Annotated in this window: 11 protein-coding genes, 6 pseudogenes and 1 riboswitch; of the genes and pseudogenes, 6 read left to right on the top strand and 11 right to left on the bottom strand. The window is 42.6% G+C overall.

The window, feature by feature from the left end; genetic code table 11:
• Positions 1–17: 17 nt before the first annotated feature.
• Positions 18–509: pseudogene (locus L693_RS0113580) on the top strand (carbohydrate ABC transporter permease); the annotation flags it as partial.
• 226 nt (positions 510–735) lie between these two features.
• Here the strand turns inward: L693_RS0113580 and L693_RS0113585 are convergent.
• The 4 genes from L693_RS0113585 to L693_RS0113600 form a co-directional block, all read right to left on the bottom strand.
• Entirely contained in the window at positions 736–924 is a 189-nt protein-coding gene (locus L693_RS0113585; protein ID WP_025717729.1) for a hypothetical protein, read from the bottom strand.
• A gap of 883 nt (positions 925–1,807) precedes the next feature.
• Positions 1,808–3,862 carry a serine hydrolase domain-containing protein gene (locus L693_RS0113590; RefSeq protein ID WP_025717730.1) on the bottom strand — a complete coding sequence of 685 codons (2,055 nt, stop codon included), beginning with the start codon at positions 3,860–3,862 and terminating at the stop codon, positions 1,808–1,810.
• 137 nt (positions 3,863–3,999) lie between these two features.
• On the bottom strand, positions 4,000–5,268 hold the full coding sequence (locus L693_RS0113595; RefSeq protein ID WP_025717731.1) for an ATP-binding protein: 1,269 nt from the start codon (positions 5,266–5,268) through the stop codon (positions 4,000–4,002).
• Between the two features lies 1 nt (position 5,269).
• Complete coding sequence (locus L693_RS0113600) at positions 5,270–6,010, bottom strand: LytR/AlgR family response regulator transcription factor (protein ID WP_025717732.1); 741 nt, start codon at positions 6,008–6,010, stop codon at positions 5,270–5,272.
• A gap of 468 nt (positions 6,011–6,478) precedes the next feature.
• On the opposite strand from L693_RS0113600, the pseudogene L693_RS29255 reads away from it, so the two are divergent.
• Positions 6,479–7,025, top strand: a pseudogene (locus tag L693_RS29255) (IS630 family transposase); the annotation flags it as partial.
• A 141-nt stretch (positions 7,026–7,166) separates the two neighbouring features.
• Here the strand turns inward: L693_RS29255 and L693_RS0113610 are convergent.
• Positions 7,167–7,871: pseudogene (locus L693_RS0113610) on the bottom strand (carbohydrate ABC transporter permease); the annotation flags it as partial.
• A 2-nt stretch (positions 7,872–7,873) separates the two neighbouring features.
• On the opposite strand from L693_RS0113610, the pseudogene L693_RS0113615 reads away from it, so the two are divergent.
• Positions 7,874–8,251: pseudogene (locus tag L693_RS0113615) on the top strand (carbohydrate ABC transporter permease); the annotation flags it as partial.
• Between the two features lie 23 nt (positions 8,252–8,274).
• Positions 8,275–9,099, top strand: coding sequence for a carbohydrate ABC transporter permease (locus tag L693_RS0113620; protein WP_025717736.1), 825 nt, complete (start codon positions 8,275–8,277; stop codon positions 9,097–9,099).
• Positions 9,100–9,193: 94 nt separating this feature from the next.
• Here L693_RS0113620 and L693_RS29985 read toward each other — a convergent pair whose 3' ends face one another.
• The 6 genes and pseudogenes from L693_RS29985 to L693_RS0113650 all read right to left on the bottom strand — a co-directional run bounded on the left by L693_RS29985 (position 9,194) and on the right by L693_RS0113650 (position 14,055).
• Positions 9,194–10,066 (bottom strand): IS3 family transposase, encoded by an 873-nt coding sequence (locus tag L693_RS29985; RefSeq protein ID WP_155983820.1) that lies wholly within the window; start codon positions 10,064–10,066, stop codon positions 9,194–9,196.
• A 5-nt stretch (positions 10,067–10,071) separates the two neighbouring features.
• Positions 10,072–10,392, bottom strand: coding sequence for a helix-turn-helix domain-containing protein (locus L693_RS29990; RefSeq protein WP_197029929.1), 321 nt, complete (start codon positions 10,390–10,392; stop codon positions 10,072–10,074).
• Positions 10,393–10,447: 55 nt separating this feature from the next.
• Entirely contained in the window at positions 10,448–10,747 is a 300-nt protein-coding gene (locus L693_RS29995; protein WP_197029931.1) for a transposase, read from the bottom strand.
• A gap of 91 nt (positions 10,748–10,838) precedes the next feature.
• Positions 10,839–12,254, bottom strand: a complete 1,416-nt coding sequence (locus L693_RS0113635; protein WP_025717738.1) for an alanine/glycine:cation symporter family protein — start codon at positions 12,252–12,254, stop codon at positions 10,839–10,841.
• Between the two features lie 168 nt (positions 12,255–12,422).
• A riboswitch (glycine riboswitch) is annotated at positions 12,423–12,517 on the bottom strand.
• A 176-nt stretch (positions 12,518–12,693) separates the two neighbouring features.
• Positions 12,694–13,387, bottom strand: a pseudogene (locus L693_RS0113645) (family 1 glycosylhydrolase); the annotation flags it as partial.
• Positions 13,336–14,055 carry a Gfo/Idh/MocA family oxidoreductase gene (locus tag L693_RS0113650; protein WP_025717740.1) on the bottom strand — a complete coding sequence of 240 codons (720 nt, stop codon included), beginning with the start codon at positions 14,053–14,055 and terminating at the stop codon, positions 13,336–13,338. The gene L693_RS0113650 and the pseudogene L693_RS0113645, both read right to left, overlap by 52 nt.
• Positions 14,056–14,239: 184 nt before the next feature.
• On the opposite strand from L693_RS0113650, the gene L693_RS31425 reads away from it, so the two are divergent.
• Both L693_RS31425 and L693_RS0113655 read left to right on the top strand, forming a co-directional pair.
• Positions 14,240–14,353, top strand: a complete 114-nt coding sequence (locus L693_RS31425; RefSeq protein WP_231503645.1) for a LacI family DNA-binding transcriptional regulator — start codon at positions 14,240–14,242, stop codon at positions 14,351–14,353.
• Positions 14,350–14,733: pseudogene (locus L693_RS0113655) on the top strand (LacI family DNA-binding transcriptional regulator); the annotation flags it as partial. The gene L693_RS31425 and the pseudogene L693_RS0113655, both read left to right, overlap by 4 nt.

The raw sequence follows: 14,733 nt of genomic DNA on the forward strand, positions 1-14,733 counted from the left end.
AAAGGCGTGTGGACCATATGCTGAGAGAAATCTGGAAGCACCGTGCCGTGTATGCCGCGATCTCGCCATTTTATCTGCTGTTTGGCATTTTCAGCTTGTTCCCGATCGGCTTTTCATTATACCTGGCGTTTCATAAATGGGATGGGATCGGAAACATGACCTATAACGGCTGGGGCAACTTCCGCTACCTTGTGACAGATAACGAATTTTGGCAGGCTGTAGGCAATACTTTTGTGATCTGGGTGTACTCAACCATTCCGATGCTATTTTTTGCACTCATCGTTGCCTTCCTGCTGTATGCTCCTTTTGTGAAAATGCGCACCTTATGGCGAGTCGGATTTTTCCTGCCGAATGTGACGTCGATTGTAGCTGTCGCCATCATTTTCGGTGCCTTGTTTGCCAACAATTTTGGATTTCTTAATTACATTTTGCAGTTCTCCGGATTACCCAGGATTCAATGGCTGAATGTGCCGTGGGGTATCCAAATCGCCATTTCTTCCATGGTCGTAGGCACGCGTAAACCTTACCTAAGCCCTTTAGCCCCTCCAAATTCAATAAGCTGAGCTAATCCCTCCAGTTACTATACCCGGACAGGTTCGGCTCTTCACAGGTTTATCACGTGCTGTATTTTCTTTTTATTCGATTAGTCATCCTCCTGGTAAACTACAAAGAGACAGTCATGTATGACCATCTCTATTAATTATCTCAAGTAGCTTCAGTTCGTCATGAAATCTCTTATATTTCAAACCAACCTTTTACCTGGCTGCGAGGCAAAAACATTTCGTCATGTCCATAGATGTAAATGACATTGAAACGAGAAAGTATGTTCCCAACTTGATAGTAATCCTTAGCAATAACCTGGTGATCTGGTGAAGCAATATTACCAGTATAAATGTTTGAATTTTTCGAAATCACTTTGAACATCCAATAGACCTCCTCTCAAATTAATTATTCCTCTATATCGGGAATGCTGCATCTGGTTAATGCCAGGGTGCTTGCGCTAGCACCTTCGGTCAATCTAAGATATTAATCATTAAAAATATCAAATCCACTTGTAATTTATTTTGCCCGTAAAATTCCTTACTTATCATTGTTTTTTCTGTAGTTGTAGATTCCAGGTTTTTGTTTCTTGTGACAGTAAAAATTCGTGATCTTGAGCAAATGTTTGAACGGCTTCAGTTTCATTAATCCCTATGCGAATATGATAAATTCTATTTTCTATAGCAAAGTTTTTTAACCATTCTAGTATTCGTGTAGCTATGTCCGTTTCAGGGTGAGCAACCTTAATCAGAAAAAAATAGTGTTTGATAGTAGTTATATCAGCAGATTAAGACGATAGTGACAATTTTCCGTCAAACAAAGACTTTAAAATAAAGTCTTTGTTTGACGCTGTTTATGTTGAACTAACGAACCCGTTAGCTTAATGAAGCTGACAATATTAATATACAAGGATTTTGCAAAATTCGATTCCAGGCGCTCCAAAGTGCAGTGCAATATATAGGCGAATTAGACCATTTCGATCTATATATTGTTTATTGGAAGTCGCTTATTGGTTTTTTGCAAAATGCTCATATAAAACACGATTGTTTATTAACAGATGTATTTTGAATCACGCCCTGCTTGGAAATCCTATCTTCTAATTTACCCCTCAAATCGATCGTTCAACTTTATCGACTCGTAAAAGAAGTGGAATGTTTGGTATCCTTATAAACAAGGGAAATTTTGGGATGATTATCCCGAGCATTGGACCAGAACTTATAACCTTAAATCAAAAAGTCCGCTGGTATGCGGACTTTTATGCTTAAATCTATCTATTCTTCAAATTAATTTTAAATACATCACCCACATTCCCACCAAAAACGATCATCCCACCTTCAGGCAGTACTACCGAATGATTGTTAGTTGCCTTTGAAAAGTTCACAACCATTCCATTCTTGTCATAAACGGCGAATCCGCCGCTTACCGGAGTCTCAACGTTCATGACTCGGTTAGCTGATTTTGCATCGATTTTATACCATCTAGCCTTACCATCCGATGGTATGATGCATAATGAACCTTTCCCATCATTAATGGTTGGAATAGCATCTTCTCTGATATAGGATTGTCCATCGATCTTTAAATACTCTTTATGGTTCTCATTATAGAAATTCAAATCAAAAGCGTCTCTTCCATTCGAAATAGGAATCTGAATTACATTTACTGCTTTATTCTTGTCAACAATTTTAGTGCCTGATGCGTATCCATGGCTGATATCAACGGATATATTTTTGGTCACAAGCGCTTTGTTTAGATACAGCAATGAAGTGATCTTTTCGTCTAAAGCGTAGTAGATTTTTCCATTTCTAAGTTCCCATACCTTTTTCATTGACTGTTCTAGTGGATTGGAATCTAACTTTTGAAATTCATAGGATGCCGAAAACGATTGACCTAATCCTGGATAATTTATATAAGCGTTAAGTTTTAAATAGGTTTTTCCATTCTTCGCTCGGTCAAAGCTTATAGTTGCATTCCCATCGTTGTTTTTGAACTGTCCATTGCCGGTATATACATATTTTTGCGGCGGTAACCCTCCTAATGCTAGATCAGGTAAATGAATCTCCCCGTTCTTTATCTCCAGTTTTACCGTTTTACCTACACTACCGTATAACCCAGAGTATGCAAGCATATCGGATGGCATGTCCACTTTCACTGGAGGTTCAAATGTTTTTTCAGGTAGAATTTCTTTAATGATGCCTTTGGCTCTTAGATATTCCAATAAAATATTGGATGCAGCTAAACTATTATAGAAACCACTACCTCCCGACGAAAGCACAGCAATCGTAATATCATGTTCGGGTAAGGTAACCAAAGCAGCGTGATACATAATCGTATCTCCACCTTTAAATAATGCTGTTATTCCGTAATCACTAAACGGTGCTAAGCGGACAGCATCCCAACCAAGACCATAGTTAACCGAGTTTGTTTCTTCAGAAACCCACACGCCTTTTCTATACTCATGACTTTGCATAGCCTTTGCTGACTTCTCAGATAAAATATCCGTTCGATTCCCGATTAATACTTCAGCGAATTCAGTTACTTCTTCAGCCGTGGAGTAAAGGCCTCCTGTCCCTATAACATTGGTATTCTCAACGGGTAAAGCTTGATTCAACCCAGGAAAATAAGTTTTTATGAGCCTGTCTCTATCAAATGAATGAAGTGGTGTTTTGGTAGAGGTTAAATGTAGAGGCTTGGTAATATAGGTTTCAAGAAATTCGCTATAACTTAAACCGCTTACTCGTTCAATCAATATTTCAAGCAGCTGAAAACCATTATTGCAATATACCGAAAACTCGCCGGGGTTTGACTTTAAGTTTTCTGATTGTAATCTTACCAATAATTCATCATGATTTTTCGTATCATTATCATCAAACAAAAAACTATTCCCATAGTGACTACCGTAAATTCCTGAAGAATGATTCATCAACATACGTGGCGTAATCTTTTTATATCGTTTATCTGCCATTTTAAAGTCCTTGATATACGTGGTTAGTGGCTTATCAATATCAATTTTTTTAGAATCAGCCAGCATCATCGTTGCAGCAGACACGTACGTTTTACTTACCGAGCCGATTCCAAACATCGTGTCTTTGGTGATCGGACTCTTGGTCGCTTTATCGTTTACACCAGCACTGCCTGATAAGACAATGGATCCATGATCCCTAATTACATATTGCAATCCACTAGCACCATAATCGGATACGATCTTCGAAGCCTGCTCTTGTGCCTTTTCTTTTACAGTATCAGGATTCGTTAGAGCAAAAGCAGGGGTGACCGGTATTGCAATAAGTATAGCGGTCATGAATACAGAAACCATCTTCTTCATTATTAATTCCTCCATGTAATTCTTGCTGGATTGTTCTTGCTGAAATGATCATACAAGGAAAAAGGCTGCTAGAATAAAAATCACCCTGAAACGAAAAAAACAATCCCTAAACAACATGTTGTCTAAGGATTGTTGATTTAATATGGAAGTACGACCATATTATTAAATTCTTTATGTTTCGTTTCAATGGTCATATGGCCACCGTACTTTTCACAGATTCTAGCTATGTTTGTTAATCCAATACCATGAAATTCCGCGTTAGGTTTTTGGCTGTGCAAATAGACAACTTCATTCTCCATATGATTCAAGATATGAATGAGAAGGGTAGACTCGGTAGAATATATTTTGATTAGAATGTACCTATCTTCAGCGATTTTTACTCGTTTAGAAGCTTCAATTGCGTTATCTAGCAAATTTCCTAGAGCTACACATAAGTCATAACGGTCAATATTTACTTCCTGTGAATATAAGTTAATCTTCGTATCTATTCTTATGCCATTGGCTTGTCCAATATTAAGCGTATTTGTGACAAGGGCATCTATAACCAGATTCCCCGAGTTAACGCGATGATAGGCTCCTTCCACCTTATTTAATGTAGTCTTGATATGTTCCATTGCCGCTTCTAACTCATTTCGCTTAATACATTCTTCGATATACAAAAGCTGTTGGTTTGTATCATGAATGATTCGTTTAATCGATTTGAAGCTGTGAACTGTTTTTTCGTAATTCGCATCTTGATAGTCCATTTGATGTTTCAATTGCGAATTCTCATGCATAAATTGAAATTTATCAACGATATTATCAAAAATATAGAAAATTATAACGTTTAAGAAAAGAAATCCAATGACGGAAATGAAAGAATAAACGTCCTTATAAGTTAGAATACACAGCTGGTATATACTCACAACAGGAATAACCAAGAATAATGCGTAGTAACGATTATCCAAAGAGAAACTTCTACGTTTTGCAAGTAGTCGTATGATCTGAATGATCGCAAACATGATCATGGAACAGAGTAAAATAACTTTCGTATTGGCTATTTGATCTTGTTCATTTATAGAGTTAACGCTAAAGTCTACTAAATCTAGGGAATAAAATAAATATAGCGATATAAAATTACAAAGAGATCCTAAAACACAGTAAAGTATAGAAAAAGTAAACTTCGTTTTAAATTCTACTGTATAAGATTGCGCAAAACTAAATATCACAAGAAGAGATAGCATCGAAGATAAAATAAGAGAGGTTGATATAACTAGATATAGGTAATCGAGCAACCCAAAGATAATGAAGTAAATGGATCGGTTTTGTTTTTTAGCTGATTTATCAAATACCGAATTGAAGAAAAAATTAACTTGCACACCCATCAGAAGTATAATGCAAAAGACAATCAAATTATTTTGAATCATATCAATCGACCTTCATAATCATAAATTTGGTGTAAGTATCTTTAACCTCTTTAATTTTAGAACGACCTATAGGCAATTCCTTCCCATTGGACATGAGAACCACTCCGCTAGCAAATTTCTTCACATGAAGCAGATTAATAATAATGGAACGATGGATTTGTATGAAGTTACAGTCCTTTAAGGCCAGAGCATAATCAGAAATGATGCCTTTGCTTTCATAGGTTTGATTCGTGGTCGTAAAATGCAGCTTGCTTTTTATGGTTAAGCTTTTGGCAGCTTCAATACTAATGAGTTCATCATATTTTAATACGAATTCTTCATAGCCTGACTTGATAATCATATATTTTTTATCAAGTGCTTGAAAGTATTGGTGTAGCTTGATGATTTTCTCCTCGAAGATCGAAGGTGCAATGGGTTTTATCAAGTACTGGAATGTCATGACGTCAAAACTTTCCACCATATATTTTGGGTAACTTGTCAGAAAAATAATTTGTTCATCCAGGTTATTTAACCCTCTTATTGTTCGGGCTGTTTGAATTCCGTTCATTCCACCCATTTCAATGTCCAAAATTAAAATATGGAATGGAATTTCATGGCGCTCATAATAAGATACCAACTGCTCTCCCGAGCCGAATGATTCGATTACAAATTCAACATTTGTCTTTATCGACAATGTAATTAGAATGCTTTTAACAAACTCTCTGTGTTTTTCCTCATCATCGCAAATAGCCACTCTATACATAAATGATGCATCCCCGTTCCATTACCTTTATTTTAAAGTTCTATCATAAACATGATACAACCTTTTGGCTTTATATAGATAGCTTTTGGATGAAATGCAATTTTGAATCCCTTAAATCACTCCTCACGTGATAAATACCTAGAGACTTAACCTGACTTGTCTCCAAGTGGCTCCAATATCATCAAAACAAGTTTTGAATAAATTCCTTTGTTTATTCTACTATCCTGCCCGTTATACAGCGGCGGTTTTATAAAGCTACATCAGTTAGTTTTATTGGGAAAGTAAGTGTGCCACGAACGGGTGGGGCATGAGGTACAAAAGGCAGGAACTATTGGAATTGAGTGCTGTCCCTGTACCAAGCAATCCACAAGCACTCCAATTAGCGAAGAGCAAGGGGATTTTAGGTAAGCTAAATATTAGTAGCTAGATTAACACTAAAATGGTAATCGAATTACTCAAGGACTTTGATTCGAGGATGAATCCATGATTCGGGACTATCAAGCGATTCAGAAAACCTGGTTTCTTCGCGGGAAGCAACGAATCATTCCAACCACGGGAAAGCATCGCGGGGTCAAGTTACTCGCGACGGTTGACTATGAGACGGGACGAATCATTTGGCAGGAAGACGAACGAACAATATACCGCCGAAACCTTTTTGACATTTCTTCAGAAGGTTCTTTCTGCTTATCCTGCGGGAAGCATCGTCATCGTATTAGACAACGCCTGAATTCATCATGCGAAGCTGCTGCAACCTTTTCTGGAAGAACAGAAAGGTCGGCTTGAACTGGTGTTTCTGCCGCCGTACAGTCCTCAGTTGAACATCGTGGAAGGACTCTGGAAATGGCTTAAATCGAGTGTTATCAATAATGTGTTCTATTCCACCGTTGCCGAAATCCGTCTGCGTGTTGGGCAGTTTATAGATGAAATCATGAAACATCCTCATGCTATCATTGACCGCCTATGCGTTCGACTTTGTTGCTATCTTCTTTCGTTCAACTTATATAGACTCACATAAAAATGCACCCCCTAGCATACATCGGACAATCCAAGAGGTTTGTTCCAATGTCACACTAGGAGGTGCTCTTCAAATCCAGCAGGTAAATTTGTATCCCGATAGCCTTTTGCCTTTACCGTCTACCCTTTACACTTTGGCTCTTTACCCCTTAACCGACCCGGCTGCAATCCCTTCCACAATCCGCTCACTCATGATGAGGAACACAAGCAAAATGGGCAAAATGCTGATCATCAGCGTAGCTCCGATCGCTCCCCAGTCGGTCGTATATTGTCCAATAAAGTTCTGAACGCCAACGGTTAATGTTTTGTTTTCGTCCGAGCTGATGAACGTATTGACGAAAATAAACTCATTCCAGTTATAGATCATGTTAATAATGGATGTCGTCGCCATAACCGGAGTCGTCATGGGCAGCACAATCCGGAAAAACATCCGGTTGACAGTGCAGCCGTCCATAACAGCCGCTTCTTCCACTTCACGGGGCAAAGCGTAATAGAATCCCAGCAGGATCATCATCGTTGTGGGCAGGTTAAAAGCGACATACGACAGGATGATGGACAGCGGCGTGTCTGTCAGATGCAGCTTAAGGAACATACTGAACAGCGGAATCAAGGTTGCATGGACCGGAATCATGAGTCCGACCATAAAGAGTCCAAGGACCACCCGGCTGCCTTTCCAGCGCATACGTGTAATGGCAAACGTCACAAAGCTGGCCAGCAGCACCGTCAGCGCCACGGATATTACGGTAATCCATGCACTATTAAAAAAATACTGCCCGATATTGCCGCTGGTCCACACATTCACATAGTTTTCCCAATGCGGCTGGGACGGGAGTGCAAACGGCGGAAGGATGGATGGGCTATAACGCGATCATTTATCTGGCCGGGCTCCAGAGCATTCCGCATGTACTATATGAGGCCGCCAAAATAGATGGAGCAACCGGAGCGCAGGCTTTTTTCCGTATCACCATCCCCATGCTGCGCCCGGTCATTTTGTTTACGGTGATTACGTCCACCATCGGTGGTATGCAGCTGTTCACCGAGCCACAGGTACTGGTTGGCAATGACGGCGGTGCCGGAGCAAGCGGTATGACCATTGTGCTGTACCTGTACCACGAGTCGTTCATTAACAACTATTTTGGATATGGTGCGGCCGTTGGATGGGGCATGTTCCTCATCATCTCCCTCTTCTCCATCCTTAACTGGAAGCTCGTTCAAGGTAAAAAATAACGACGGGAAGGAGGTTTTACAGCATGATGCAGGCACGTGTAAAATCCATGATTTTATATGCCGGGCTATTGACAGGAATGGTATTGTCGATGTTTCCGTTTTACTGGCTTATCGTCATGGCGACCCGTACAACCTCAGACATCTATCGTTTCCCACCACAGCTGTGGTTCGGGGACCAATTCTGGAATAATGTAATGAGAGTGTTGCAGCAGATTGATTTTGCCGGAGCCTTTTTGAATACCCTTTTTGTAGCCAGTTCCGTTACCCTGCTCGTTCTGTTTTTCGATTCGCTGGCCGGTTTTGCATTCGCCAAGTTTGATTTCCCCGGCAAAAAGGGGTTGTTTATCCTCCTGCTGGGCACGATGATGGTCCCTTCCCAGCTTTCACTCGTACCCTCCTTTGTCATGGCCACCTTTGGCTGGGTAGGTACATTCAAAGCGCTTATTATCCCGGGCATGGTCAATGCCTTCGGCATTTTCTGGATTCGTCAATATGCAGAAGAATCCATTCCAAAGGAGCTGCTGGATGCTGGGCGTATAGACGGATGCAGCTTTTTTCGGCTGTATTGGCATGTTGCGCTCCCCATTCTTCGTCCTGCGTTTGCTTTTCTCGGCGCATTCACCTTTATTGGAGCCTGGAATGATTACTTATGGCCGTTAATCGTATTAACAGATGAGCGGAAATTCACGCTTCAGATTGCACTATCCCAGCTAAACGGGATTTACAATACAGATTACGCGATGGTCATTGCCGGCACCCTGCTTGCTGTACTGCCGCTTATTTTGCTTTTCCTGTTCATCAGCCGCCAGTTTATTTCCGACCTTGCCGCCGGAGCGGTCAAGGATTAAATTCACTTGAATCCATGAGACATGCTTTGACGGTACTTTCAAAGAAAAGTGAACTGCACCCCGTCAAGTAGACAGTATAAATAATAAAAGTGTTTTAAGCGGCCTTAGTCCTGAACTCGATGGGACTGAGGCCGTTTAGTTTAGCCTGCAACCGTTCATTATTATAAAAATAAATATACGCATCAATATCCCTTTGGAGTTCCTCAAAGGTTTGGTAAGTATGCAGGTAATACTTCTCACATTTCAATGTTCCCCAGAAGGACTCCATCGGTCCGTTATCGATACAGCAGCCTACTCGTGACATACTTTGTTTCATTTTAGCCTTATCCAGCATCTTCTTAAAATCGAGCGAGGTGTATTGAAACCCACGGTCGCTGTGGAGCAGGGAGTGACTCTCCGGCGCAGCCTTTAAGGCAAGCTCCAACGTTTCAAAGACCAGTGCGTTATTATTGGAATGGCCCAACACGTAGGATACAATCGACTTGTCATGCAGGTCTAATATGGCGCTTAAATACGCCTTCTTTCCGCTCCCGTATTTGAATTCCGTCACATCCGTGACCCATTTTTGGTTTGGAGCTTCTGCCTCAAAGTTACGGTTCAGCACATTCTCTGTAACGTGTTGAGGTGTAGAGCCTGCGTACTTCTTTCTCTTCCTGCGGATGACCGACTGAATGCCCTGGAGCCTCATCAGACGGTACACCCGCTTGGCGTTAATGGGTTTGTTCATCTGTCTGCGCAAATGCAGAGTCAATTGGCGATACCCGAAAATGCGTTCCACCTTCTTGTACAAATGGAGCATAGCCTGTGTGAGCTCCTTGTTTTCAGTCTCACGGTAACTGGAGTTGCGGTTCGTCCATTTGTAATAACTGGACCGCGAAATCCCTGTAATATCACACAACAGCTGAATAGAGCAGGCTTCCTCTTTCTGAACCGCCTGAATAGCCAGGTAGAGGTTCTCCTGACGAATCGAACTTAATGTCGCCTCCTTTCGAGTTCCTCTAACTTTTTTAAAAAAGCGTTCTCCGCACGGAGTCGTTCATTCTCGTACTCCAACTTCTTCATAGCCAGTTTGTAGAGATCTGCATCTGTGAGTTCTTCCGGTGCCTTGTTGCGTCCTCTGCCGTCCTGCAGGGCCGCTTCTCCGTCTGCCTGGTACTTCTTCACCCAACTGTAGACTTGTTGGTAAGACACCCGGAAATGGTTCGCTGCCTTTGTGTAATCTTGTCCATTGGCAAGGCAGTACAGCACAATGTCGATCCGTTCCTGCCATGTCGTTGCGCGTCCTTTGGTCATAGGCTTGCTTCCCCCTGAGTCAGCTGTAAAGCTGTTGCTATGACCATTATACTTCTTAATTCGCGAGTTGAGTTTGGCTTGCAATCCTGTACTTGTAGACGACTTGGTTTTGTGACAATCCTCCCTCAAGAACATCCTTCACGGCTTGGTGTTTAAGCTCTGGAGAATACGTTCGGTTATGAGTGCGGACTTCCAGACCCTCGTAACCATACAACTCATACCGTCGCCGCCATTTCCCTATAGAGTTTTTGGTTACTCCAAACTTTCGTGCCGCAGCCTTCACTCCGATAAATCCCTGTTTAATTTCTTGAAGAATCGTTAATTTCTCGAATGCCGTAAACTTCTTTTGTTCCATAAAAATGCTCCCCATACAGTAACAGGTTTTTATTATTTCACCTGTCTACTATATGGGGAGCATATCATTTGAATGTTATGGCTTTCAATTTTTATAAATTAGCCGCTTGTCCTGTTTCTTCTACCTGGATAGCCGCTACACTGGCACCTGCAAGATTACCCTTTTTCTTATTAGGATACAGGGAGTCCATATAGGTTCGGGTTTCTGCAACTACAATGCCTGACAAGCCAAGCAGTGCAATCAGGTTCGGAAAGGCCATCATCGCGTTAAAGATATCTGCCAGCAGCCAGATGGCATCCAGCTTGATGAACGCGCCTCCGGCAACCAGTGCGATGAACAGATATCGGTATGGCTTAATCCATTTGACGCCAAGCAAATATTCAACACAGCGTTCCCCGTAGTAATTCCAGCCAAGCATGGTCGTGAACGCGAACATAATCAGAATGATCGTAAGCAATTCTGCACCCAGCGGAAATGCGCTGGAAAATGCCTGCTGAGTCATCAGACCCGCATCGGTAGGACCGCTCCACACACCACTAACCAGTAGCGTCAGCCCGGTCATTAGACAAATAACCATGGTGTCAATAAACACACCTGTCATAGAGATCAGTCCTTGCTCCGCAGGCCATTTGGTTTTGGCAGCTGCGGCTGCAATCGGCGCGCTTCCCAGCCCCGCCTCATTGGCAAAAATACCTCTGGCTACCCCACTGCGCATCGCCAGCATAATCGTGGCCCCGGCAAATCCCCCCGTCGCAGACGTGGTCGAAAATGCGGAGTGCAGTACAAGCGCGATTGCGGCGGGAAGCTGGTCAGCAAACCGAATCAGTACGATGATACAAATCAGCACGTACAGGCCCGTTTTAAAGGGAACGACCTTGGTCGATACCTTGGCAATGCTTTTGAGCCCTCCAATCGTAACCAGTGCTGTAAGGGTGGCAATAATCAGCGCTGTTGCAATTGGCGGAACGCCAAAGCTGTTTTCGGTCGAGGATACAATGGCTTTGACCTGTGGAAACGTTCCAATGCCGAATAACGCCACCAGCATACCCGAAAAGGCAAACAGCATCGCCAGCGGTTTAAAGCGGCGTCCCAGACCATTTTCAATATAATACATCGGGCCACCGGAAAATTGTCCATTCCGGTCCTTCACCCGGTATTTTACCGCAAGCACACCTTCCGCATATTTCGTCGCCATCCCGAAAAAGGCAGCAACGACCATCCAGAACAAAGCACCCGGTCCGCCCAGCTTAATAGCAGTCGCTACGCCGACAATACTTCCTGTGCCAACTGTAGCCGCAAGCGCTGTGCTCAGGGCCGCAAAGCTGCTTACATCCCCGCTGCCTTCATTGGGGGCCTTGCCAATCAGCTTGATCGCCAAAGGCAGGCGAAATACCTGCAGCAATTTTAAACGTATGGTCAGCCACAACCCCGTTCCCATCACGAGAATAATGAGAGGCGCCCCCCATATCCAACTGCTAATCGTTTCTAACACATGTACCAAATTCATCTCAACCCGCTCCTCCAGCATATTAAAAAACAAAAAAGAGTCAAATCCGCTGATTCGACTCCTGGAGAGGTTAAAGGCACGAAGAAATAAAACCCTTTTGTGCAGGTTCTGGGCCACTACATAGCTTAAAATAGCTATAAAAAAATAGGGCACTCCCTGTCACAGGTTATTCGCGTCTCTGTCCTTTTGCCTGAGAGTTTAAGCAGATGTTCTCTGCGGTGCACCTTCGGCGCCCAATTAAGGGTCTCTCCAGAGTTCTGTCCGTTTACGGTCCCGCTTGCTGTAATCAGCCAAGCACCTGAGAGTTTTGCCCCTTCGGTCGGAACTTTCGTTCCATCTCCCGCAAACATCAACCAGACATATGAAATTGTTTTTTATTATACAGAAAACTTTCAGATTATTACAAGTGAAAAATTTGTGAAGACCTCTGAGATGTAATTTACAGTTCTTCACCATTGGTTGCAATTACATTTTTGTACCAGTTAAAGGAGTCTTTTTTGGAGCGCTTGAGCGTTCCGTTACCGTCATCGTCCAGATCGACATAAATAAATCCGTAGCGCTTGGACATCTCGGAAGTAGACATACTTACAAGGTCGATAGGCCCCCAGCTCGTATAACCGATCAGATCACTTCATTTGGGCAATATGCTGACGCAAGTAATCAATGCGATAGGTGTCATGCACAGAGCCGTCTGCTTCCACCTTATCATACGCACCCAAGCCATTTTCCACGATGAACAGCGGCTTTTGATAGCGGTCATATAACGTGTTCAGCGTAACACGCAGACCCATCGGATCAATTTGCCAGCCCCAGTCGGAGGACTGCAGATACGGATTTTTCACGCCGCCAATCAGGTTTCCTGCTGCTTTCTTGCCTTCTGGACCTGCAGATACGGTCAAGGTCATGTAGTAGCTGAATGAAATGTAATCGACCGTGTTATTTTTCAAAATTTCGGCGTCGCCAGGTTCTGTTTGCAGAACAATATTATTTTCTTCAAAATAGCGTTTCATGTAATTGGAATATTCTCCACGGGCATGCACATCCGTAAAGAACAGGTTCATCTGATTTTCATGCTGGGCTTTCAGAATATCCTCCGGATTACACGTATGCGGATAGCTTTCCATGCGAGCCAGGTTTTAACAATGACCTTTTTATCTGGATAATATAAAACGGTTTCCCTATAATCGTCGACACCTTGAGCGGCACGAACCGACTTGATGTCATATCCGATTTGCTCCGGTCTGCCAAATAAGGCAATGAGTCTGTCCAGCGTATGTACGCCGAGTCCGTAGAACATTCCATTAACTGGATTGCCGCCAGGCACACTGGCATCGGGACGGAAATAATCGTAATGGGATTCAATTTTCACAATGTCTCCCAATTTGCCAGAATAGAGCGCTTCCTTGAAAGCAAGATAGTCGCTGTCGAATCTGCGATTTTGATACGGCATGACAATCAGGTTCTTTTCTTTGGCCAACTCAATCAGTTCACTCGCCTGTTCAAGACTTTCACAGAAAGGCTTTTCCACCAGTACATGCTTGCCGTGGGATAATGCCAATTTGGCGTATTCATAATGTGTGGCAGATGGTGTACATACGACAACAAGTGATATTTGCGGGTCATTGAGAACATCCGTGATTTGATCCGAAAACTGTATATCCGGGTAGGCCGTCTTCATCTCCTCCCGCACCTGGCGTGTATACACTCTCGATACTTGAAAGGTATCCCTGATTCGGACATAGGGCAAATGATATCGGGTTGTACTTTTGCCAAATCCCAAATAAGCAACTTGAATCGTCATTTTGCAAATCCCCCGTTTCCTAAAGGCTCCGCTTTCGATTTTGCAAGAACAACCGTATAATGAGAACCATTCTCTTTGAAATGCATCTAAAGACACTTTAGAATAGACGTAATGCCCTCAAAAGCATCCTAAACTTTGTAACGCGTTTCGTGTCAAGTATTTTGCTTATGTGAGGAGAAGCATCATGTCGAATCTTGATCAAATTGCCAAACTGGCGGGCTTTTCCAAAGCTACAGTATCCAGAGTGTTAAATCAGTCACCCCATGTCAGTCACGAAACCAGAACAAAAATTCTATGATTACTTCAACCATTAATGAAATTGTTCTCGCATTTCTGGACAGCTTTGTAGAAATTGCGGACCAGCACAGCTTCCAAACGATCATTTATACTTCTGAAGAGGATAAAAAGAAAGGGCTTCAGGCCTTTGAGGATTTGAAAAGAAAAAGAGTCGATGCCCTGGTCATCATTTCCTGCGTGAATGATACCGATTTGCTCAGCACCTATTGCAAGTACGGCCCCATTGTGGCTTGGCAACGAATGGAGCATACTGCTATTCGCTCCATCGCTATGGACCAATATGAAGGATACATGCTAGCGCTGAAGCATCTCATACAAAAAGGCTATACTCGTATAGCCACAGGCTGTCGAGAAACCCTGTCTTTGGAGACGAGGGTTTCT

The organism is Paenibacillus sp. 1-18 (assembly GCF_000520755.1).
GTDB lineage: Bacteria > Bacillota > Bacilli > Paenibacillales > Paenibacillaceae > Paenibacillus > Paenibacillus brasilensis.

Coding starts and splice junctions, on each gene's coding strand:
- L693_RS29995 (WP_197029931.1), bottom strand. CDS start 10,747: ATGGAACAAAAGAAGTTTACGGCATTCGAGAAATTAACGATTCTTCAA.
- L693_RS0113600 (WP_025717732.1), bottom strand. CDS start 6,010: ATGTATAGAGTGGCTATTTGCGATGATGAGGAAAAACACAGAGAGTTT.
- L693_RS0113650 (WP_025717740.1), bottom strand. CDS start 14,055: ATGACGATTCAAGTTGCTTATTTGGGATTTGGCAAAAGTACAACCCGA.
- L693_RS0113620 (WP_025717736.1), top strand. CDS start 8,275: ATGATGCAGGCACGTGTAAAATCCATGATTTTATATGCCGGGCTATTG.
- L693_RS29990 (WP_197029929.1), bottom strand. CDS start 10,392: ATGACCAAAGGACGCGCAACGACATGGCAGGAACGGATCGACATTGTG.
- L693_RS31425 (WP_231503645.1), top strand. CDS start 14,240: ATGTCGAATCTTGATCAAATTGCCAAACTGGCGGGCTTTTCCAAAGCT.
- L693_RS0113595 (WP_025717731.1), bottom strand. CDS start 5,268: ATGATTCAAAATAATTTGATTGTCTTTTGCATTATACTTCTGATGGGT.
- L693_RS0113585 (WP_025717729.1), bottom strand. CDS start 924: ATGTTCAAAGTGATTTCGAAAAATTCAAACATTTATACTGGTAATATT.
- L693_RS0113635 (WP_025717738.1), bottom strand. CDS start 12,254: ATGAATTTGGTACATGTGTTAGAAACGATTAGCAGTTGGATATGGGGG.
- L693_RS0113590 (WP_025717730.1), bottom strand. CDS start 3,862: ATGAAGAAGATGGTTTCTGTATTCATGACCGCTATACTTATTGCAATA.